Annotated in this window: 15 protein-coding genes and 1 riboswitch; of the genes, 6 read left to right on the top strand and 9 right to left on the bottom strand. The window is 70.1% G+C overall.

Going from position 1 to position 22,045, the window contains the following annotated elements:
* Positions 1 to 13 precede the first annotated feature (13 nt).
* Together OHA30_RS14665 and OHA30_RS14660 are read left to right on the top strand one after the other, a co-directional pair.
* On the top strand, positions 14 to 901 hold the full coding sequence (locus OHA30_RS14665) for a D-alanyl-D-alanine carboxypeptidase family protein (RefSeq protein ID WP_405785583.1): 888 nt from the start codon (positions 14 to 16) through the stop codon (positions 899 to 901).
* A gap of 119 nt (positions 902 to 1,020) precedes the next feature.
* Positions 1,021 to 1,224: a hypothetical protein gene (locus OHA30_RS14660; protein WP_328914282.1), complete on the top strand. Its 204-nt coding sequence runs from the start codon at positions 1,021 to 1,023 to the stop codon at positions 1,222 to 1,224.
* Between the two features lie 39 nt (positions 1,225 to 1,263).
* Here the strand turns inward: OHA30_RS14660 and OHA30_RS14655 are convergent, their stop codons facing one another.
* Positions 1,264 to 5,460, bottom strand: a complete 4,197-nt coding sequence (locus tag OHA30_RS14655) for a molybdopterin-dependent oxidoreductase (RefSeq protein ID WP_328914281.1) — start codon at positions 5,458 to 5,460, stop codon at positions 1,264 to 1,266.
* Positions 5,461 to 5,802: 342 nt separating this feature from the next.
* Here OHA30_RS14655 and OHA30_RS14650 point away from each other — a divergent pair, with 342 nt between their 5' ends.
* Positions 5,803 to 6,246, top strand: coding sequence for a hypothetical protein (locus OHA30_RS14650; RefSeq protein ID WP_328914280.1), 444 nt, complete (start codon positions 5,803 to 5,805; stop codon positions 6,244 to 6,246).
* A gap of 235 nt (positions 6,247 to 6,481) precedes the next feature.
* Entirely contained in the window at positions 6,482 to 7,102 is a 621-nt protein-coding gene (locus OHA30_RS14645) for a DUF4240 domain-containing protein (RefSeq protein ID WP_328914279.1), read from the top strand.
* Here the strand turns inward: OHA30_RS14645 and OHA30_RS14640 are convergent.
* Positions 7,089 to 7,787, bottom strand: a complete 699-nt coding sequence (locus tag OHA30_RS14640) for an N-acetylmuramoyl-L-alanine amidase (RefSeq protein WP_328914278.1) — start codon at positions 7,785 to 7,787, stop codon at positions 7,089 to 7,091. The two genes, OHA30_RS14645 and OHA30_RS14640, sit on opposite strands and share 14 nt — an antisense overlap.
* Positions 7,788 to 8,179: 392 nt before the next feature.
* A riboswitch (cyclic di-AMP (ydaO/yuaA leader) is annotated at positions 8,180 to 8,316 on the top strand.
* 12 nt (positions 8,317 to 8,328) lie between these two features.
* Here OHA30_RS14640 and OHA30_RS14635 point away from each other — a divergent pair.
* Positions 8,329 to 9,414 carry a M23 family metallopeptidase gene (locus tag OHA30_RS14635; protein ID WP_328914277.1) on the top strand — a complete coding sequence of 362 codons (1,086 nt, stop codon included), beginning with the start codon at positions 8,329 to 8,331 and terminating at the stop codon, positions 9,412 to 9,414.
* 63 nt (positions 9,415 to 9,477) lie between these two features.
* Here the strand turns inward: OHA30_RS14635 and OHA30_RS14630 are convergent, their stop codons facing one another.
* The 6 genes from OHA30_RS14630 to OHA30_RS14605 form a co-directional block, all read right to left on the bottom strand.
* Entirely contained in the window at positions 9,478 to 9,783 is a 306-nt protein-coding gene (locus OHA30_RS14630) for a hypothetical protein (protein ID WP_328914276.1), read from the bottom strand.
* A gap of 72 nt (positions 9,784 to 9,855) precedes the next feature.
* Positions 9,856 to 10,917 (bottom strand): PhlD, encoded by a 1,062-nt coding sequence (locus OHA30_RS14625; RefSeq protein ID WP_328914275.1) that lies wholly within the window; start codon positions 10,915 to 10,917, stop codon positions 9,856 to 9,858.
* An 11-nt stretch (positions 10,918 to 10,928) separates the two neighbouring features.
* Positions 10,929 to 12,002 (bottom strand): MBL fold metallo-hydrolase, encoded by a 1,074-nt coding sequence (locus OHA30_RS14620; RefSeq protein ID WP_328914274.1) that lies wholly within the window; start codon positions 12,000 to 12,002, stop codon positions 10,929 to 10,931.
* On the bottom strand, positions 11,999 to 13,045 hold the full coding sequence (locus OHA30_RS14615) for an MmyB family transcriptional regulator (RefSeq protein ID WP_328917862.1): 1,047 nt from the start codon (positions 13,043 to 13,045) through the stop codon (positions 11,999 to 12,001). The genes OHA30_RS14620 and OHA30_RS14615 overlap by 4 nt, the downstream gene beginning before the upstream one ends.
* A 40-nt stretch (positions 13,046 to 13,085) precedes the next feature.
* Positions 13,086 to 14,231 (bottom strand): LuxR C-terminal-related transcriptional regulator, encoded by a 1,146-nt coding sequence (locus OHA30_RS14610; protein WP_328914273.1) that lies wholly within the window; start codon positions 14,229 to 14,231, stop codon positions 13,086 to 13,088.
* 823 nt (positions 14,232 to 15,054) lie between these two features.
* The gene (locus OHA30_RS14605) at positions 15,055 to 18,210 is read right to left on the bottom strand and encodes a DUF3427 domain-containing protein (RefSeq protein ID WP_328914272.1); all 3,156 of its coding nucleotides are present in this window, start codon (positions 18,208 to 18,210) and stop codon (positions 15,055 to 15,057) included.
* 437 nt (positions 18,211 to 18,647) lie between these two features.
* Here OHA30_RS14605 and OHA30_RS14600 point away from each other — a divergent pair, with 437 nt between their 5' ends.
* Positions 18,648 to 20,537 carry a transglycosylase domain-containing protein gene (locus OHA30_RS14600; RefSeq protein ID WP_328914271.1) on the top strand — a complete coding sequence of 630 codons (1,890 nt, stop codon included), beginning with the start codon at positions 18,648 to 18,650 and terminating at the stop codon, positions 20,535 to 20,537.
* 114 nt (positions 20,538 to 20,651) lie between these two features.
* Here the strand turns inward: OHA30_RS14600 and OHA30_RS14595 are convergent, their stop codons facing one another.
* Positions 20,652 to 21,920 (bottom strand): hypothetical protein, encoded by a 1,269-nt coding sequence (locus tag OHA30_RS14595; protein WP_328914270.1) that lies wholly within the window; start codon positions 21,918 to 21,920, stop codon positions 20,652 to 20,654.
* Positions 21,921 to 22,045: the final 125 nt, after the last annotated feature.

Below are 22,045 nucleotides of genomic sequence, written 5' to 3'. Positions count from 1 at the left end.
AGCAATCGACTTGATGAACAGCATAAGCGGCATACGTCGCGTGTCCGCGGTCCTCGTCACGACGGGGGCCGTTCTGACGGCCGGGGCGTTCGTCGTCCCGGCGCAGGCGGCCACGCTCAAGGTGCCCACGATCGTCGCCAAGGGCGGCTTCGTGATGAACAACGGCACCAAGGCGTCGCTCTACACCAAGGCCGCGGACACCCGTCGTTCCACGGGCTCCACCACCAAGATCATGACGGCCCGGGTGGTCCTCGCCCAGAAGAACCTCAACCTCAACACCAAGGTCACGTACCAGAAGGCGTACAGCGACTACATCGTCAAGAACAACGCGTCGTCGGCCGGTCTGATCGTCGGCGACAAGGTCACCGTCGGCCAGTTGCTCTACGGGCTGATGCTGCCCTCCGGCTGCGACGCGGCCTACGCGCTGGCCGACAAGTTCGGCACCGGGACCACCCGGGCGGCGCGGGTGAAGTCGTTCATCGGCAAGATGAACTCGACCGCCAAGTCGCTGGGTCTGAAGAACACGCACTTCGACTCGTTCGACGGTATAGGGGGCGGGAAAAACTACTCGACGCCGCGCGACCTGACCAAGCTCGCCAGCGACGCCATGAAGAACGCCACCTTCCGCAAGGTCGTGAAGACCAAGTCGACCAAGCAGAAGATCATCTTGAAGAATGGCCAGTACTACTACAAGACGTGGACCAACACCAACAAGCTGCTCAGCAGCTACTCCGGCATGATCGGCGTCAAGACCGGTTCCGGTCCGCAGGCCAAGTACTGCCTGGTGTTCGCCGCCACCCGCGGCAAGAAGACGGTCATCGGCACGGTCCTCGCCTCCACCTCGGAGACCACCAGGACGGCCGACGTCAAGAAGCTCCTGGACTACGCCTTCAAGAAGTAGCCGGACCCCCGGCCACGCGCCCGGCCCGAACACGGGGCCGGGCGCCCGGCCATCGGTCCGAGTGCCCGGTCGGCCCCCGCGGGATTGTTGCCTTCGTCCCGTGGGGGCAGGCTGGGGGCATGGACGCTCCCGTGATCGTGCACCCGCCCGGCCCCCAGGGGCGGCGGGTCACGATCCGTGGCCAGGACGCCGGCCGGGCGACCAACCTCACCGATATCCTGGAGTTCCTGCGCCGCGCGGGCCTCGCCGACCTCGACGAGATGGACCTCACCCGCCCCGACCTGGTCGAATGGCGCGGCGCCGGATACGACACCTGGAGCTGAGCCGGCCGCCGTTTCCGCAGAGCCGGTCCGGCTGCCGGCTCAGTACACATCGCGTACGTACCGCCGCTCGGCGGCCAGTTGCTTCACATACGCCGTCGCCGCCTCCGCCGGGAGCCCGCCGTGGGCCGCCACGACCGCCCGCAGCGCCGCGTCGACGTCCCTGGCCATCCGGGACGCGTCCCCGCAGACGTAGAAGTGCGCCCCCTCCTGGAGCCAGGCCCAGAGCTGCGGGCCGTGCTCGCGCATCCGGTCCTGGACGTAGACCTTCGCGCGCTGGTCGCGGGAGAAGGCCGTGTCGAGCCGGGCGAGGGTGCCGTCGGCGAGGAGACCGGTCAGCTCGGCCTCGTAGTAGAAGTCGGTCGCCCGGTGCTGCTCGCCGAAGAACAGCCAGTTGGGGGCGGTGTGGCCGCGGGCCCGGCGCTCGGCGAGGAAGCCGATGAAGGGCGCGATTCCGGTGCCGGGGCCGACCATGATCATGGGGGTCGCGGGGTCGGCCGGCGGGCGGAAGTGCGGCGCGCGCTGGAGGGCGACCGGCACGGGGGCGCCGGGGGCCGCGTCGGCGAGGAAGGGCGAGCAGACACCGCCCCGGGGACGGCCGCGCGGGCTCTCGTAGCGGACCACGGAGACGGTCAGCGCGACCTGGTGGGGGTCGGTCAGCGGGCTCGACGAGATCGAGTACAGCCGCGGCTGGAGGCGTTTGAGCAGGTCGGTCCACTCCTGCGGGGTGGCGCGGACCGGGTGCTCGGCGATGACGTCCACCGACTGCCGGCCCCACGACCACTGGGCGAGCTGGTCCTTGTTGTCGGGGCGCAGCAGTGTCTTGAGCCGCCGGTCGCCGGTGCGCTCGGTGACGAAGGCCATCAGGGCCGGGGTGATCCGGGTGATGTCCAGATGGCGGTGCAGCGCCTCGCCGAGCGCGATCTCGCCGACGCCGCTCACCCGGACGGCCGCGCCCGGGTCGAGACCGGTGACGGCGAGCCATTCGGCGACCAGGTCCGGGCTGTTCACGGGGGTGACGCTGAGCGCGTCGCCCGCCTCGTACCCGAAGGGGGTCTCGCTGTCGCGCGTGTCGAAGGTGAAGCGGCGGACCTCCTTGGCCGCGCCCGGCCCGCTGAGCAGCAGGTTCCCGGTCAGCCGTGCGGTGACGGGCACAGGTCTGGACGCGCGGGCCGGGGCGGGGGAGGGCGCGGCGGCCGGGCGTTCGGTGAGTGTCGAGAGCACCGTGTCCAGCCAGGCGCCGGCCGGGGCCGCCCAGTCCGGCTCGCAGTCGGCGCGCGGCGCGATCCGGACCGCGCCCAGCTCGTCCAGCCGCTGGTCGAGCCGCCGCCCGTGGCCGCAGAAGTCGTCGTAGGAGGAGTCGCCGAAGGCGAGTACCGCGTACCGGCGGCCCTCCAGACGCGGGATGTCGGGCGCGGTGAGGGCGTCCCAGAAACCGGAGCCGTTGTCGGGGGCCTCCCCGTCGCCGAAGGTGCTGGTGATCAGCAGCAGGTCGGCGGCGGCGGGCAGGGTACGGGGATCGGCCTCGTCCATGGCCACGAGGGCGGCGCGGTGGCCGGCGGCGGAGAGACGTTCGGCGGTGGCGGCGGCGAATTCCTCGGCGTTCCCGGTCTGCGAGGCCCACAGCACGACCACCTCGCGGCGGGGTGCGGCCGGCGGCTCCCCGGCGGCGGGCGTACCGGACGCCGGGGCCTCAAGGGCGGGGGTACGGGGCTTCGGCGCGCGCGAGTACATGCCCGCGAGCACCCCGTTCACCCACAGCGCGTGTTCCTCGGCGAAGGGCGCCCCCGGCGGCAGTACGGGCACCCCGGCCGGACCCGGCCCGAGCCCGGCGAGGAAGCCGACCAGATACCTCCGCTCGTGCGCGGCCAGGACCGGCGGCTGCGCGTCCGCCAGCCCGAAGAGCTCGGGGAGCGCGGGCGCTACGGCCGCGGGTACAGCCGCGGGTACGACGACGGGCGCGGGCGCGGGCTCGGGCGGGGCCGCCGGGGCCCGGTCGGAGGGTGCTTCGGCCGTGGCCACCGTCACCGTGCCCCCCACCCGGGTCAGTTCGACCGCGCACACCTTGAACTCCGGCTGGAAGGAGATCGGGTCGACCGCGTCGCTGGTCACGGCGTTGACGCTGAGGTACTCCCCGAACAGGTCGTTCCAGTGGAAGGGCGCGAAGCAGCACCCGGGCCGCACCCGGTCGGTCACCACCGCGGGCAGCACCGCCCGGCCGCGCCGCGAGGCGACCTCCACCGCGTCCCCCTCGGCGATGCCGAGCCGCGCGGCGTCCTGCGGGTGCACCTCCACGAAGGGCGCGGGGTTGAGCTTGTTGAGCCTGCCGACCTTCCCCGTCTTGGTCAGCGTGTGCCACTGATGCGGAAGCCGCCCGGTGTTGAGGACGAACGGGTAGTCGTCGTCGGGCATCTCCGCGGGGGGTATGTGCGGCCGGGCGAAGAACACCGCGCGCCCGCTCGCCGTCGGGAACACCGGCCCCTCCCCGTGACCCTCCCCGAGCCCGTCCCCGAGCCCGTCGCCGGAGCCGCCCCCGGCCATGTACCGGATCGGGTTGCGGTCCGGCCCGTCCGGGTCGGAGGCCGGCCACTGCACCGGCGTCTCGCGCAGCCGCTCGTACGTCACACCCCGCAGGTCGTAGCCGGTCTTGGGGTTCCAGGCGCGCTTGATCTCCTCGAAGACATCCTCGGCGCTGCTGTAGTCGAACCCGGCGGTGTAGCCCATGGCGCGGGCCACCCCGGCGATGATCCGCCAGTCCGCCATGGCCTCGCCGGGCGGGTCGACGGCCTGTTGGGCGAGGGTGAGATTGCGTTCGCTGTTGATCAGTACGCCCTCGGCCTCGGTCCACAGCGCGCCCGGCAGCACCACGTCGGCGTACGCGGTGGTCTCGGTCTCGGCGAAGACGTCCTGGACGACGACGAACTCGGCGGTCTCCAGGCCCTCGATGACGGTACGGCGGTTGGCGACCGAGGCCACCGGGTTGGTGCAGATGATCCAGCAGGCCCGTATCTCCCCGTCGGCCATCCGCCGGAACATCTCCACGGTGCCCCGGCCCGAGCCGTCCGCCCGTACGGTCCCCGGCGCCAGCCCCCACAGCTCCTCGACGAAGGCCCGGTCCTCGTCGACCAGCACCGAGCGCTGGCCGGGCAGCCCCGGGCCCATGTACCCCATCTCCCGGCCGCCCATCGCGTTGGGCTGGCCGGTCAGGGAGAAGGGGCCGCTGCCGGGGCGGCAGATCGCGCCGGTGGCCAGATGCAGATTGATCAGCGCGTTGGTGTTCCAGGTGCCGTGCGTCGACTGGTTGAGGCCCATCGTCCAGCAGGAGGTCCACTCGCCGCCGGCGGCCGCCTCGCCGATCCAGCGGGCGGCCGTGCGCAGATCCTCCTCGGGGACGCCGGTGATCTCGGCGACGGACGCGGGCGGGTAGTCGGCCAGGAACTCCGGCATGGCCTCCCAGCCCTCGGTCCGCTCGGCGATGAACACCGGGTCGGTGTGGCCGTCCGCCACCAGCAGATGCAGCAGCCCGTTCAGCAGTGCCAGATCCGTACCCGGTCTGACCTGGAGGAAGAGATCGGCCTTGGCGGCGGTCGCGGTCCGCCGGGGGTCAACGACGATCAGCTTGGCGCCCGCCTTCACCCGGTCCATCAGCCGCAGGAAGAGGATCGGGTGGCAGTCGGCCATGTTGGCGCCGATGACGAAGAAGAGGTCGGCCTTCTCGAAGTCCTGGTACGAGCCGGGCGGTCCGTCGGCGCCGAGCGACAGCTTGTAGCCGCTGCCCGCGCTGGCCATGCACAGCCGCGAGTTGGACTCGATCTGGTTGGTGCCGAGGAAGCCCTTGGCGAGCTTGTTGGCCAGATACTGCGCCTCCAGGCTCATCTGCCCGGAGACGTAGAGCGCCACCGCGTCCGGCCCGTGGGTGTCGACGATCTCCCGCAGCCGCCGGGCGGTCTCGGCGATCGCGTGCTCGGCCGGCGCGGGCTCGGGGGCGGCGCCGCGCTCGGCCCGGACCAGCGCGGTCGTCAGCCGGCCGGGAGCGGCGAGCATGTCGGCGGTGGTCGCGCCCTTGGTGCACAGCCGCCCGAAGTTGGCCGGGTGCGTCTTGTCACCCGAGGCCCTGAGCACGGTTCTGCGTCCGTCCGGCCCCCTGCCGATGTCGAGGACCATCCCGCATCCCACCCCGCAGTACGAGCAGACCGTACGCACCTGTTCCGCGTCGGTCCGCGAGTCCGGTGCGGACACGCGCGTCCCCCTCTCGCGATCGGATGACCGGTCGACCGTACGAAACGCCCATGACGCCCCTGTCACACCCGCGCAGCAACTGCGGTTACACCCGGCACACATGCCGGGCGCGGGGTGTGTGAGGAGCGCCGTGACAAGAATGCCTTCACCGGACAGAGGCTGTCCGGGGCTCTGACACTCCCGTCGTCGCGGTGGCTGAGCGGATCCGGCGGCCCGCGTGCGTACGCTCGGAGCGCGGCGGCGCCGGGGCCGTCCCATCCCCGCGGCGCCGCCGGCCGGACCGCGCGGCGGACGGAGCTCCGCGCGGGTACGACACCGGACACGAACCCCCAGGGAGCAGCCGTGCTGTCCATCAGCCACTACGGACGCCCGTACGTCGACGACGCCAGGGACCGGATCGACGCGCAGGTCGCGGCCTGGCGTGAGCTGGCCGACGCGGGGGCCAGATTCCGCGGGAGCGGGGCGGCCAAGGTGGAGTACGAGCAGGCGGCCGCGGCCTTCGAGGTGACGTACTTCACGAATCTCGTCCACGTACTGGACAACTACTTCGCGCGGCGAGACCGGGCCCTGGAGGGCGAGGACGGCAACGCGCTCAACGAGGTGCGGGTGCTGTGCGCGTCCCTGATGAACAACGGCGGAAAGCTCGCCGCCGATCAGCGGATCGGGCTCGCGCCGGAGCGCTCGGTACTCGGTTACACGGCCGGCGACCCGATCCGGCTCGGGGAGGAGGACTTCGTCCGGCTGGCGGAGGCGTTCTTCGCGGAGATCGAGGCCAAGTTCGTCTGAGCGCGCGCCGAGGTCCGCCGGGCCGCCTGGCGGGCGCAGGGCGCCGGGCGGGCGTGCGTCGGGAGGGGCGGGTGACGGCTCCCGGAGGCGGGTGGGGGCGGCGGGGTGGCCGGTGGGGGCCGTGGGGCGGCGGGGTGGGCGGGGATCGGCCAGGCGGGCTGATCGGCCGTCAATTACCCGTCCACCACGTGGAATTACCGTTTCCAGGTCAGTGGCCCCTGGCATAGTCCCCGGCATGGAGACCGATTACTTCTGGACCCTGATCGCGGACTGCCGCCGTCAGGGGCTCAGCGGCGACGGACGCGACACACGGCTCCGCGAGGCGCTGCTGCGCCTGCCGCCGCCGGAGGTGATCCGCTTCCAGGCGTGTCTGGAGTACGTGACCGGCGAGGCGTACAGCTGGAATCTGTGGGCCGCCGCCGACCGGATCTTCGGCGGCTGGTGCTCCGACGACACCTTCTGCTGGTTCCAGCGCTGGATGGTCGGCCTGGGCCGGCCGGTCTTCGAGGCCGCCGTCGCCGACCCGGACGTCCTCGCCTACGCCCCCGAGGTGCTGCGGCTGTCCGGTCGCCCGCGCGAGGCGTGGGCGGCCGCCGACCGCCCGCAGTGGGAGTCGCTGGCCCACCTCGCCCCGCGGGCGTACGAACGGCTCACCGCCCCCTTCACGGACTTCGGCGACGCCTTCCACGCCGCGGCCCGGGACCTGCTGGAGGCCGAACTTGAGGCGGCGGGCGCGACCGGGTCCGTACGCCGGGCGGCCGCGCCCAGGGGCCGGCGCTGGAGCGCCCTGGACGAGGCCGAGTCCCGCCGCCGGCTGCCCCGGCTGACCGCGATGTTCCCGCTCACACCCCGTTGACCAGGCGGAGGTAGCGGACCCAGTCCCAGTTGGGGCCCGGGTCGGTGTGGTCGGTGCCGGGCACCTCGACATGGCCGATGATGTGGTCGCGGTCCTTGGGGATGCCGTACCGGTCGCAGATCGCCGCGGTCAGGGCGGCGGAGGCGTGGTACATCGCCGCGGTGAAGTACGACGGCTGGTCGACCCAGCCCTCGTGCTCGATGCCGATGCTGCGGGTGTTGTAGTCCCAGTTGCCCGCGTGCCAGGCGACGTCGTGCTCACGGACGCACTGGTCGATCGCGCCGTCGGCGGACCGCACCACGTAGTGCGCGGCGGCCGCGTGGGCGGGGTCCTGGAAGAGCCGGATCGTGTCGGCGAAGGTCTCCTGGGTGACATGGATCACCACCAGCTCGATCGGATAGGTCGAAGGGCGGTTCGAGGCGGTGAAGTTGGCGCCGCTGGCCGGGGCCCAGGTGGCGGACGGGTAGTCGACGGTCGCCGCGGCGGCGGGCCCGTCCCCGGACCACAGCTCACCCGCGAGGGCCGCGCCGGCGGCGGCGCCCAGGACGAGACCGCCGCGCAGCAGTGAGCGGCGGGTGGGCGAGGGGCGGTCACCGGGGGCGCCGGGCGTGGCACCGGTCGCCGAGCCCGAGTGGCCGGATCGGGCCGGTGTGCGGGGGAGTTGGTGACGGCTGGCGCGTTCCATGACGGGCTCCCTGATACATCGAGATGCGGACGGGTGCATGACAAGAACGTCGAGCCTGCCCATCGTGGGGCCCACGCCCTTGACCTGCCAAGCGATTCGCGCATCGGCAGAGGTCCATACCGGTGAAGGGCGCTCCGCACGCCCTGTCGCCTCCCCGACCCATCCGCGATCAACCGTTCACCAAGGGTAGCCATTCGGACACCTCCGCATAACAACTGACACACACTCACATCACTGCCCGGCCACGTCGACTGACCGCTTTGTCGGTTCTACGCGTCGCATGTCCGATTGGTTCCCGCGTTCAACTCTTCGATACGGCTTGGAAAACGCCTCCGGCTCTATTAACGTTCGATAACGCAGCGCGGTTGTCATCGCCGCCGCAGAGGCGGCAAACCGTGCGCTTGCCGAATCCCGTCCGCGGGAACCGGGGACCCAGAACATGGGGTGAATCGGGCAGCAGTCAGGCCCGTAGGAGACCTTCCTGCTCCGAACCCGTCAGCTAACCCGGTAGGCGAGAAGGAAGGAAAGGAGTGCGCCCGCAGTGGCGTCCAACCAGCCTGCCTACGCCCCCGCCCGACCGGAGGGCGACACCGCCCCCGAGTGGGACTACTTCGCGCCCTCCGCGCACACGGCACCGTCCACGCCCTCGACCGCCCCGGCGCAGCAGTTCGTGTCCGAGGCCGCCGGCGATCCGCACCGCCTTCCCCAGCAGCGCACCGCCGCCCGGGGCACCGCGGGGATCGACTTCGCCGACATCACGGGGAGCCAGGCCGCGCCCGTGGCCCCCGTATCCGTATCCGTACCCGTCCCCTTCTCGCTGACGGACGCCGTCGCCGGCGCGCCGCTGGCCGGGACACCGTCGTACGACCCCACGGCGGTCGGCGGGCGGCTGCGGGACGACGAGGATCCGGCGCGGCCCGAGGCGGCCGACGTACCGGCGCCCGAGGAGGCGCCGGCCGAGGCCGCGTCGGCCGTGGCGTCCGAGGCCGCCCCCGCGGGCGCCCAGGACCCCGGTGAGGCGCTGTGCGCCCGTATCCTCGGCCAGGTCGCCGCGCAGCGCGAGGCCGTCGCCCAGGCCGAGCGTGAGGCCGCCGAGCGCGACGCGGCCCGGGAGGCCGCGGCCCGGAAGGTACGGGAGCAGGCCGCCGCCGCGAAGGCCGCCGCCGAGGCGAAGGCCAAGGCCGAGTCGGAAGCCGCCGCGCGGGCCGAGGAGGAGCGCCTCGCGCTGCTCGCCGTCTCGTACATCAAGCCGGTGGCCTCCTACACGCTCACCGCGGGCTTCGGCGAGGCCGACCTGTGGGCCAATCTGCACACCGGCCAGGACTTCACCGCGCCGACCGGTACGCCCGTGCACGCGATTCACACCGGGACGGTGACGTCGGCCGGCTGGGCCGGGTCGTACGGCTACCGGGTCGTGCTCACGCTGGACGACGGTACGGAGCTCTGGTACTGCCACCTGTCGACGATGGTCGTGACCGAGGGACAGGTCACGACGGGCGACACGGTCGGGCGGGTCGGGGCGACCGGGAATGTGCCGGCGCCGCATCTGCACCTGGAGGTACGGCCCGGTGGCGGGGCTCCCGTCGACCCGCTGCCGTGGCTGCGCGGGCACGACGTGGCCGTCTGACGTTCGGGCCCTCAGTCGCCGGGCGGGCTTGTTCTGGCCTCAAGCGCCGGCCGGGGCTGGTGCTTATTTGGTGCGGCGGTCCGAGAAGGTCCAGGAGAGGGCCGCCACCGTGGCCGCCGTCGTGAAGACGGCGGGCCACGAGCCGATCTTCTTCGCCAGCGGGTGGGCGCCCGCGAACGCGGCCACGTACGCCCCCGTCAGGCCCGCCGCCGTGCCGCTCCCGGCGTCCCTGCTCCACTGCCGCGCCGCGACGGCGCCCGCGGCGACCAGCGCCACGCCGCCGAGTTCGCGGCGCTTGGTCCACCGGGCGATCCCGTAGCCGCCGATCAGCCCACCGGCGGCCACCACACTCGCGGAAACCCCAGCCATCGTGTCCTCCTCAGCCCGATTCGCCACGGTCCGAGGCTAACCCGCGGCCGCGGTGCCGCCGCCGCGGGGGCCCTACGACCGCCAGCGCAGCCGCAGCGCCGCCGTCACGAAGCCGGGGCCGAAGGCGGCCGCCAGGCCCGTGGAGCCGTCCGCCGGGGGCTGTTCGTCGTCGAAGGTGCGCTGGAGGACGTCGAGGATGGCCACCCCGCCGCCGTTGCCCCGCGCGGCCAGGGTCGCGCGCGAGTGCCGTACGAAGTCGTCGGCGGCGTCCAGCCCCTTGACCACGTGGTCCAGGATGGCCGGGCCGCCGGGGTGGATGACGCCGAACGCCGGGTCGGGCGTCCACTTCGCCAGCTCCGGCATGACCTCGCCGACCGCGTCGACCGCGGCCTTCGTGCTGTCGAAGTGGTAGCCGTCCGCCTCGACCCGCAGGTAGTACGCGGCGGTGCTGCCGGGCAGCCAGAACTCGAAGGTGTCCTCGACCACCGGGCCGGGCCCGATCGGGTCGCTGGTGACCAGGCAGGCGGCGGCCGAGTCGGAGAAGAGCAGCTTGTAGATGACCGAGTTGATGCCGTCGTCGGCCCGCTGGTAGACGGTCGAGAGCGTTTCCGACACCACGACCAGCACCCGCCGTCGGCCCGTGGCGACCAGCCTGGCGGCCTGGACGAGCGCCTGGGCGCCGCCCGCGCAGCCGAGTTGGGTCATCGGGACCCGGGCGACCGTCGGCGACAGTCCCAGGTCCTCGATGAGGTGGACGTCGAGGCCCGGGATGGACAGGCCCGTGCTGTGCGACGTGACCACGCCGTCGATGTCGCCCGGCGCCACCCCGTGGTCCGCCAGCACCTGCCGGGCGGCCCGTACGCCCATGTCCCGGACATGACCGTAGGTGACGGTGTTGCGCGGGGTGAACTCGCCGGGCTCCGCCACCTCGGCCAGCGGCGCGACGAAGTGCCGGGTGTCGACGCCGATCCGGCTGCCGAGCCGGTCGATCACCTGCGGCCTGGGGTGGTCCGGGTGGTCCGCGTGGATCTGCGCGAGCACCTGCTCGGTGGTGGCGACGTACGGGGACATGACGACGGCCGGGCGGGCTATGTGGGCGACGGGCGTGGCGGATTCGACGGATGCGGCGGTCACGGCGGGTCCTCTCAGGAGACGGGCGGCAGAGCGGCCGCGGGTGCGCCGATCGGCGCGGCCGGGGCGGAGCCGGCCGGGTCCGCCGCCAGGGTGGTGAACCCGGAGGCGAAGTCGACCAGGCGCACCAGGTTGGGCGGCGTGTCGTCACCGTCCAGCGACCGGTATTCGATCGACGCGAGGATCGCCATCCGCTCGGTCAGTCCCCAGTGGGGCCGGGTATCGGTGGCGATCAGCTCGGCGGCGATGTCGGCGAGCGGCCGTCCGGCGGTGTGGGCGCCATGGATTCGGTCGCGCAGCTCCAGCAGGTAGTCGGCGTAGACGCGTACGTCCGCGGGTGTCATGACCGGCCCGTGCCCGGGCACGATCAGCCGCGGGTCAAGCTCCAGTACGCGCAGGGTCGCGCGGTGGATCTCGTCGAGCGGCCCGGCCCAGTGCACGGGGTGGTCGTCGCAGAACACGACGTCGCCCGCGCACACGATGCCCTCGTCGGGCAGGTGCACGATCAGGTCGCCCTCGGTGTGGGCGGGGCCGACCTCGATCAGGCTGACCGCCACCCCGCCGATGTCCAGGTCGAGTTGACCGCTGAACGTGCGGTTCGGGTGGACGGTGTCCGCGACGCCGAAGTCGCCGTAGCGGCCGAAGTGCCGCTGAATGTAGGCGCCCAGCGGGGTCTCCGGGTCGCCGGTGGCGATGAGCGCGGCCAGTTCGGCCGGCGAGGGCTCGGCGCACAGATGGACGCCGTTGGCCCGGGTGCTGATGATCTCCACCGGTGGCTCGGCGGAGCCCTCGGTCCCGTCGCCGCCCGCCGGGTCGGGCAGGAAGAGCGCGTTGCCGTAGGAGTGGTCCCCGTTGCCGTGGGTGTTGACGACCGTGTCGATCCGGGTGTCCGGCGCGAGCACCCCGGCGGCGAGCCGCAGCAGGTGCCGGGTCATGTCGGCGGTGTACGGCGTGTCGACCAGAAGGGCGGTGTCCTCGCCCGTGACGACCACGCAGTTGGCCATGCCCCAGGTCGCGTGACCGTCCGGCAGCCACACATGGACGTGGGGCGTCAACGCCCGCAGTCTGCGGGGCAATTGGAAGCTCATGAAGCCTCATTGTGCTGGTCGCGGGGGCTGTTGGCCCCACGGGGGTCGGCACCGGGCCGCGATACGGGGCCGGTGTGAACGGGGAGATCCGGGGGGCCGGTGAGGTCACCCGAGGGGCCGCCCGGGCCCTGCGCGGGTCGGGGGTCGGCGGCCGAACTCCCTTTGCCGGAGAGGTCGTTGGAGCCATCGCGTTCGGGGTCCACCGGGCCGTGCGCGGGCGCGTGCATCGGGGGGCGCGGCACCGGCCGCTCGCCCTGGTCGTACAGCACGAACATCAGCCGGCCGCCGGGTACGCCGAAGGGGCCGGCCGCGCACATCGTCGCCCAGCCGAGGCCGAGTTCGGCGTGCATCAGCGGGCGGGCGCCCTCGGCCCGCGGCTGGATGTACTCGGCGGTCGGCGACCCGTAGATCTCGCCGACGACCGGATCGTGCCGTACGTCGGCCTGGAGCTGGGCCAGCGTCCGGTTGTGCGGGTTCGCCGCGACCGCCGCCCTCAGCTGGGGTACCAGTAAAGGAAGCCAACTTCCCCGCCAGTCCGCGAGAACGACCTCCCTGGCCTCCGGGTCGAGCAGCATCCACCGCATCGTGTTGGCCGGCACCTCGCGCCGCGGGAACAGCCGGCTGAACGCGCTGTTGTAGGCCACGAGGTCCCACGCCACGTCGTTGATGTACGCCATCTCCGAGAAGTCGCGCAGCACCCGCTCCCAGGGCCGGGGGACCGCCGTGCCGAGCCGCGGGTCGAGCGGGTACGCCGGCGGGAGGCCGGTCGCGTACAGCACCAGCGCCTCCCACTCGTGGTCGGACAGGCGCAGTATGCGGGCGATCGGGTCGAGCACCTCGGTGCTGAGGGTGGCGAGCTTGCCGCGCTCGACATAGCCGTACTTGTGCTCGGGCCAGCCGAGCAGCCGGGTCATGTGTTCGTGGGTGAGCCCCTCGACCCTGCGCCCGCGCGGGTCGGCGCGCGGGGTGAGGCCGAGGTCGGCGGGGTCGACACGGGCGCGGGCGCGGGTGAGAAGAGTCTGCAGGGCCTCGCGGTTGCGCATCACGTGTTCACGTCCCCTTGGAGCGACTTGCGGCGTGCGGTCAGAGATCTCGTGGATCGAGCTCCCGGGCAAGCTTGTACCCGACCTCGAAACGGCTGCCCGCGCCCAGGCGTTCCATCAAGGTGACCATCACGTCCTCCACGGCCCGGCGGTCGATGCCGAGCCTGGTGGCGATCCGGTCGTCGCCGTACCCGTTGGTCATCAGACGGATCACGGCCCTTTCCTGCGCGCTGAGTTCGGCGTGGTGCGGGCGGGCGCCGGCCAGCGACAGCGGGGTCGCGCCCTGCCAGTACGTCTCGTAGATCGAGGCGAAGGACTGGACGAGCAGGGAACAGCGGATACGGATCATCGAGGGTGCGTCGGGGGTGTCCGTGCCGTAGGGGGTGCTCGGGGTCGTGCCTGGGACCGCTGTCGGGCGCGTGGTCTGTTCGTGGGTTTGGGCCTGTGGGTGGGTGTGGGTGTGGGCGCGGGCCTGGGCCGTGGCCGTGGCCGCGGTCGTGGCCGTGCGGGCGTCGAGGCCGGCGCAGCCCGGCAGGCAGACGGTGTGCCGGTCGAAGATCAGCATGTCGTGGGCGATGTGGTCGGTGACGCGTACGGTGACGCCCACGTCGGAAAGCCGGCGCAGATAACGGGCGTTGGCCGGCTCGCTGAGCAGCCTGCGCGGGTACAGCGCGCGTACGCGTATGCCGCGCCTGGCCAGTCCCGCGTCCATCTCCAGCGAGCGGTCGAGCGCCGCCGGGTCGGTCGGCAGCGGCCCCTGGTGCAGCGAGTCGGCGGACTCGCGCAGGGTCGCGGCGATGTCGCGCAGCGCGCGTTCGCGGCTCTCCGGCCCGGTGTACTGGTCCACCAGCAGCTGGACCTGCTGCTGGCGCCGGGTGGCCGCGGGCTGGAAGACGGTCAGCAGCTTCTGCGTCGCGTCGTTGACCGCGAGGGCGGACTGCAACTGCTCATGGACGTTGGCGGTGTAGCTGCCCATGAGCACGGCCAGCGCGGCCTGCGGCTCCACGGTCTCGACCCGGCCGTCGACGACCTTGACCAGACCCATCTCCTTGAGCGTCCGCCAACCGGCCGCCGTACGCGCCGCGTCCAGCCCGGAACGCGTGCTGATGTCCGCGACCTCCCCGCCGTACGCCGCCGCGACCTCGTACAGGGTCACGGCGGCCGACACATCGCGCTGGTGCCTCACTCCGGTTCCTTGACCGCCCGCCAACGGCGGTGCGCACAGGACTTGCATCGCTTCGGATTTCATCCGCCTGGACCTCCATCGCTCGTCCACGAACGCCGCAGGTCCATGGCCCCGGGCGCGTACGAGCCCCCCGTGGGCCGGTGCCGACCCGTCAGACACAGAGTGTTACAGCGGTATCACTGGTTTTCCAGGTCGAATCCTTCAAGGAAATAAAACGGGTGGGCTGGTTCATTCCGGTCATATGATCGGACGAAGTGGCGATGCGTGCGGGGGGCGATTCCCGTGCGGGGGCCGCCGGGGTGGCTCTGACCTCGGCAGAAGCGGCGCGCTGTGGCGGCGGCTCGCCGCATCCCCCGATCCGTGGGGGGCGGTTCACGCGGCGCGGGGGCGGGGGCGAGGGGCGTGCCGGGTGGCTGGAAAGCGCTCTGTGGGCCGTTCGACCCGCGTGCCACGGTTCCGGAAATCGTCATCAAACGGGGGGAATTGACGGCGGTCGCCATGGGGGAAATCGCCGCGGGCCGTCGAATACGAAGGAAACGGCCTGCTCGCGCGCCACGTATACGATTCCGGACGCGGCGGATCCGGTGCCCCCTCACGCGACGTTATTCGGTCGCGTCCGATCGACGACGAAAAAGCCCTGGCCGTTACGGCGTGGCGCGGCTCGTGACGCGAGCGCTCGATCGCCTGGCGGCCGGGTCCGTCAGGAAGCGGAACCGGTCGCCGTAGCGTCGCGGGGGATGCCGACCTGGGGGACACCCAGATCGACATCATCTACTGACCCACCCTCGTCTTCCGTGCGTGGCCCGGACGGTGGACAGGTGACTCAACTTGCCGCGATGGCCGAGTAGGTCCACACATCGGCGGGCATGGCATGGCTGAGCTTCCAGACGATGCCCATCGGCTTGCTGCCCTTGTGCTCGACGTACTCGGCAGGGCCGAGGAAGAGCCAAGGTTGCGGACCACTGATGTCCGTGTGCTTGTAGCGGCGGACGAAGAGCAGTACATGGGTGCCCTGGCTGCGGTGGGTCCGATAGCGCCTACCGGTGGCGGACGTCTCGGACGTGCGTCCCTGGCTCTCCCAGTGGAACAGGGACTCGTTCATGGCGTAGTCCCGGTATCGCGTCTGTGGCGAGAAGTCCTTGTCGTCCTTCTCCAAGGTGATGAACAGAGCGTCCGTGTTGATGGTCGGACACCACCTCACACCTTCACGGAAGTTGCCCGGCATAAAACCACCGATCACCGACTCACCGAGGGCGGCCAGGATTTCTTCGCGGTTGTACGAGGCATGGATGGCCAACGGCAACCCGGAGTGCGCGCCCAGGAGAGGAACCGGTACGTGCTCGGTGTGGTCGAGCCCGTACGCGAGGATCTGTTGCACCTCAAGCCGGAATGCCTCCTGGGAGCGCAAGGACCGGAAGGCTTCGCCGTAGTCATTGAAGCCGCCGAGAGGCCAGAGGGAGAAGTACAGCATGCGGGCGTACGCCTGCTGCTGGTCGTCCAACGAGTCGTACGCGGGAGCGTCGTCCTCGAGGAGCCGGGTGTATGTGGCGACACGAACCGGATCATCGACGTGGAGAAATGCGGATGCGCGCCGGAGCAGTTCCTTCTCATTGCTCGGAGCGGCTTCGGCGAGCAGGCCGGCACGGCGTAGAAGTCCGGTCCAAGTGTTTCCGGCACGATAAAGCTCACGGATCTCGCGTCCGCTTTCCTTGAGATAGTCTGCAAGGTTGGGTCGCGCGTACGATGCGACTTCGCGGGCCAGTTGGGTGACGTTGACGCTGATCTGACTCTTGATGTTCTTGAGGATCAGATCCTTGGCCTTTGGCTCCAGGATGATCTGGCAGCCCGAGGGTAGTTGGGGGAAGTCCTGTTCGACGCTGGAAAACAACCGCGTTCGGGTGAGATTCGTCAGCGCACGGAACTGTTCTTCGAAGCGGAATTCGGCACGGTGATGACCGATGAAGTCCAAGACAGTCAGGACAGCCTTGCCCTCGCTACGTCTCAAGCCGCGGCCCAATTGCTGGAGGAAGACGGTCGCGCTTGAGGTCGGGCGGAGGAGCAGCAGTGTGTCCACGTCCGGGACATCGAGACCCTCGTTGAAGAGGTCCACTGAGAAGATCACCTGCATGCTGCCGGACTTCAACTCAGCCAGCGCAGCCTTCCGCTCGTCCTTTGGCGTATCGCTGGACAGAGCCACCGCATTGAATCCGGCCCTACGGAAGAAGCCGGCCATATAGCGGGCGTGTTCCACCGAGACACAGAATCCGAGGGCCCGCATGGCGCCGGGATCTGTCACCTTGTCCTGGACCGCACGCACGACCAGTCGTGCGCGGGCGTCATTTCCGGTGAAGAGATTGCTCAGGTCCTTGGTGTCGTAAGAGCCACGTTTCCATGTGATCGCTGTCATGTCGGTGCTGTCACTGATGCCGAAGTAGTGGAACGGGCTGAGAAGGTCGTTCTCCAGGGCCTCCCACAGGCGCATCTCTGCGGCGATCCGACCGTCGAAGAACTCATCCTGGATACTGAGGCCGTCCATACGCTCTGGCGTGGCTGTGAGGCCGAGCAGTTCGGTCGGGGTGAAGTGATCGATGATGCGGCGATAGGTGGGAGCTGTGCCGTGGTGGAACTCATCGATCACGATGATGTCGAAATGGTCGGGCGCGAGTCGTTCGAGCGTCCGGGGATGCAGAGATTGAACGCTGGCGAAAACGTGAGTCCAGTTCTCCGGAATTTCGTTCGAATGAAGCGATTCGCCGAAATTCGCGTCGTCGAGAACTTCTTGATACTTCCGTAGCGACTGTTCCAGGATCTCTCGGCGATGGGCGACGAACAACAGCCGTAGGTCGCGGCCCAGTTTGCGGCGCAGGTTCCGGTAGTCGATGGCGGCTATGACCGTCTTGCCCGTGCCGGTTGCGGCGACCAGCAGGTTCTGGTGCCGGTCATGAACCTCACGTTCGACCTCGAGCCGTTCCAGCATGTCCCGCTGGTAGGGGTAAGGGCGGACCTCAAGTCCCGAGAGGCTGATGATCTGACGTCCGGCGCTGTCCTTGCCCCCGTTGCCTGCGGCGGCGAGGGCGTCGGAGAGCCGTTGCCCGTCGCGGTCCGGGTCGTAGGTCTCAAAAGCTGCTTCGCTCCAATAGGAGTCGAAGGTGGCCTCGAACTTCCTTATGACGGCCGGGGTCGCGACCGACGAGAGACGTACATTCCACTCCAAACCGTCCAACAGGGCAGTTCTGGAAAGGTTGGAACTGCCGACATAGGCCGTGTGGTACTCGCTGTTACGACGGAACAGCCATGCTTTCGCGTGGAGGCGGGTGGAGCGCGTCTCATAGTTGATCTTCACCTCCGCGTCGAATTCGCGGACCAGCCGGTCGAGCGCACGTCTCTCCGTGGCACCGATGTAGGTCGTGGTGATGACCCTGATCGGCACGCCGCGATCCCGTGCCGCCTTCAAGGGCTGCTCCAGCACACGCAGGCCGTGCCACTTCACGAACGCGCAGAGGAGGTCGATGCGGTCGGCGGTGGCCAGTTCCGCGCGCAACTCAAAGCCCAGGTTCGGGTCTTCAGGCGAGTTGGTGATCAGGGCCGTGTCGGAGAGCGGAGTGGCAGGGCGGATGGTGTAGACCCCGGGGGCTTCCTGCTCGGCGATGGCCAGGAGTTGGCGGGGGCCGTCCGCCACCAGATTGATCCACTCCTGAGCGCCCTCGACGGTACCCATGGACGTGAGGATCTGGTTCGCCGCGATGACCTGCTCACTTGGTGTCAGGTTCTGGAGGATGCGACGAACCGTGGTGCCGATGTGCCGGGCGAGGACATGAGGAGCAGATTCCTTGCCCAAGGGGCCATCGATGACACGCAGGCCCGCAGCTTCGAGATCCTTGATCCGTTCCGCCAGCCGTGTGGTGATCAATTGCTCATAGAGCCCTGCCACGGGAGTGCCGAGCCCACCGTCGAGTCTTTCGTCGATCACCGTGATCATCCCTCTGCGCTGAGTAGGTCAGCCTCATATGTAACAGGAGCCGCTGACAATTGCGGCGTTGAACCTTCGGCCAGAGGAGAGTCGAGGAGACGACGTCGGCCCCGCCGTCCCGATCGAGCCCAACTTGGCGGACGACAGAGTCGATTGCCGGCCGTCCCCGGGGAACGGGGCGTAACTGTTACACGGTGGGGTGGGTGTCCAGGGGCGTGTGTTCGAGCAGGGACCGTAGGCTCGGACGGTTCGAGAGGGAGACAGCCCCTTTCGACGGTTCTCAGGGGTGGGGAATGAGCGCGGGACGTCACAAAACGCGGCCACAGCAGGAGCGGCCGCGGACCTTCACGCTGCCGTCGACCTGGGGTGAGATCCCCTGGGCCGACCTTCCGCGGCGGATGCGGCCCCGCTATCCGCGACCCGAACTCCGGGGAATCCGGCGGTGGTTGCCCTCCACGCGCCAGGTGACGATGCTCTTCGTCTGGGCCGCCTTCGCCCTGGTCGCCTTCATCGGCTACGTCTATGTGCAGACCGACATACCCAAGGACCTCAACGCCGTCGCCACCCAGCAGGACAACGTCTACTACTGGGCCGACGGCACCGAGATGGCCCGCGTCGGCCCCATCGACCGCCAGTCGATGCCGCTCGACCGCATCCCGACCTCCGTCCAGTGGGCCGTACTCGCGGCCGAGAACGCGTCCTTCTACACCGACCCCGGCGTCTCGCCGAAGGGCATCAGCCGCGCGCTGTACGAGATGGCGACCGGCGGGGACACCCAGGGCGGCTCCACGATCACCCAGCAGTACGTGAAGAACGTCTACCTCAACCAGAACCAGACGCTCTCCCGCAAGATCACCGAGATGTTCATCTCGGTCAAGCTCGACAACAAGATGGGCAAGCAGCAGATACTGGACGGCTACCTCAACACCAGCTGGTTCGGCCGGGGAGCGTACGGCGTGCAGCGCGCGGCCAAGGCGTACTACGGCAAGGACGTCTCCCAACTCAACGCCAGTCAGGGCGCGTTCCTCGCCACGCTGCTCAAGGGGGCCGGGATCTACGACCCTTCGCTCAGCGCGGCCAACCACGCCCGGGCGGTGCAGCGTTGGAACTGGGTGCTGGACCGGATGGTCAAGATAGGCAAGCTGTCGCGGGCCGAACGCGCCACGTACACGACCTTTCCCGAGCCCATCGCCCCGCCCAAACCGGTGGGGTTGAGCGGGCAGACCGGCTATCTGGTGGACACCGCGCGGGCGTACGTCGCCGCGCACAGCGGGATCTCCGACGCGCAGTTCGACCTCGGCGGCTACCAGATCTACACGACCTTCGAGCGGCCCCGGGTCACCGCGCTCGCCGACTCCGTCAAGAAGCAGATCAGCGCCCTCGATCCGAGTGAGCGGGACGCCGACAAGGACGTACGGGTCGGCGCCGCGTCCGTGGCCGCCGACGGGCGCATCCTCGCGCTCTACGGCGGCCCCGACTACCTCAAACAGGGCTTCGACGACGCCAACATCTCGATCGTGCCGGCCGGCACCACGTACACGCCCTTCGTCTACGCGGCCGGGCTGCGCGACGGCGTCGTGCTCACACGCGACGCGCCACGTACGCCCGTCACCCCGGACTCGGTCTACGACGGGGACGACGAGGCGATGATCACGACGCCCGAGGGGCCGTACTGGGACCGGGCCGGACGGATCGCGAAGGGGCACAACGACGGCGACCGCTCCTGGGGGAAGATCAGTCTGCGCAAGGCGGTGGTCGACTCGGTCAACGGCCCGATCATGCAACTCGGCATGGACGTCGGCCTCAACCAGGTACGGCAGGCGTCCATCGACGCGGGGCTGCTGCCCAACAGTTTCGGCGAGCAGATCCCCGACTTCTCGCTCGGCACCGCCACGCCGAGCCCGATACGGATGGCCAGCGCCTACGGGACGTTCGCCGCGCAGGGCACGCACACCGATCCGTACTCGGTCGTCCGGATCACCCACGACGGGGTGCGGATCGCGGTGCAACAGCCCACCGTCACACACCCGTTCACCGCGAAGGTGGCGGGCGAGGTGGACGACGCGCTGCGCGGCTCGGTGAGCGAAGGCGCCGCGGTGGAGGCGGGGGAAGCCGGACGGGGGCTCGCGGGCAAGGCGGGAAGCACGCTGGACGACAAGGCGGCGTGGTTCGTCGGCTACGACCCGAAGGTGTCGACGGCCGTGGCGCTCTTCCGGGTCGACCCGAAGACGCAGGAGCTGAAACCGCTGACGGGGATGACGGGTTGGTCCGACTCCGAGGGCAGCAGCACGTATCCGACGGAGATGTGGACGCGGTACGAGAAGGCGGTGCGGTGAGGGCGCCGGCGGCTCGGGTGATGCCCGCCCAGTGAGGGCCCGCGGACTCGGATGACGCCCGCCGCCGTGACGCCCGCGTGAGCGTCGGGGGCCCGAACTCCCTTGCCCCCGGCGCTACTTCTTGAGGAACGTCGCCCAGTCCGGCGACTCGCTCGGGTCCAGATTGCGCAACTTCGCCAGTACGGCCGGGTCCTGGACGTCCAGCCAGTCGCACAGCTCCTTGAACGACACGCAGCGCACCCCGTCCCGCTTGCACACGTCCTTCACCACGTCCTCGATGGCCTGCATGTAGATGCCGCCGTTCCAGGTCTCGAAGTGGTTGCCGATGAACAGCGGGGCCCGGCTGCCGTTGTAGACGCGCTCGAAGCCGTTGAGGTAGCCCTGCCGGGTCTCCTTCTCCCAGGCCGGGTACATCGCCGGGTCGCCCTCGGTGACGTCACCGCCGGACTGGTTGTAGAGGAAGTTGAAGTCCATGGACAGGACTTGGAAGTTCTTGTTCGGGTACGGCATCAGCTCCAGCGGGAAGTTCCACACCCCGTCGAGCTTGGCCGGCCACAGCTGGAAGTCGCCGGGCGAGCTGGCGTCGTAGCGCCAGCCGAGCGACTTGGCGGCGGGCAGCAGGTTCTTCTGGCCTTCGAGGCAGGGCGCGCGGCCGCCGACCAGCTCCTGGTCGTAGTCGAAGGGCAGCGGCGGGATGTCCGTGAAGCCGGTGTTCGTCTTCCAGTTCTGGACGAACGAGTACGCCTGGGCTATCTCGCTCTTCCACTCCTGGGTGCTCCAGTCGATGCCGGCGCCCTTGTCCGGGGCGCAGAAGTGCCCGTTGAAGTGGGTGCCGATCTCGTCGCCCTCCTCCCAGGCCAACCGCAGTTGTTCCAGCGTCCACTTGACGTGCTCGGCGGTGGGGAAGTCGATGGCGGAGTCGCCCGGGTTGTGCTCGGGGGCGTGGTAGAGCGTGGACTTCTCCTTCGGCAGCAGGTAGATGCCGCTGAGGAAGAACGTCATGTTGGCGTTGTTCTCCTTGGCCAGCTCGCGGAAGCGGGAGAAGAAGTGGTCGTCGTTCTCCAGCGCGCCGTCCCAGGAGAAGACCACGAACTGCGGTGGTTTCTGGCCGGGTTTGAGCTTCTGGGGCTTCGGCTGGTGGGGCTGCGGCCCGGTGTACGAGGTGGAACCGTCGCCGATCACCCGGGTCTTGCCGTCCCACGAGGGTGTCTGCGTCGGCCCTGGGACATGCCCGACGGGTTCGGCGGCGACCGTCGCGCCGCCCTGGCCGTCCGCGCCGTCGTCGTGCTTGTCGCCCGTCCCCTGACAGGCGGTCAGCGCCAGTGCCAGCGCGACCCCGGCCGCGGTCACCCCCGCCGCGGCCCCGCGCTTGGCGTTCACCATCGGTCCTTGCCCCCCACTTGCTCACACGGATGTTCCCCGGCCCAGTATTACGTTCAGACCTATGTGCTTGTCGCGGGGGCGAGTTGGGGCACGTTGTGTCGCCGCGGTTCCGTACGAGCTGTACG

Origin of the sequence: Streptomyces sp. NBC_00223, from assembly GCF_036199905.1 — a bacterium.
Classification (GTDB): Bacteria; Actinomycetota; Actinomycetes; order Streptomycetales; family Streptomycetaceae; genus Actinacidiphila.
This window is presented reverse-complemented; position numbering and strand designations above follow the sequence as displayed.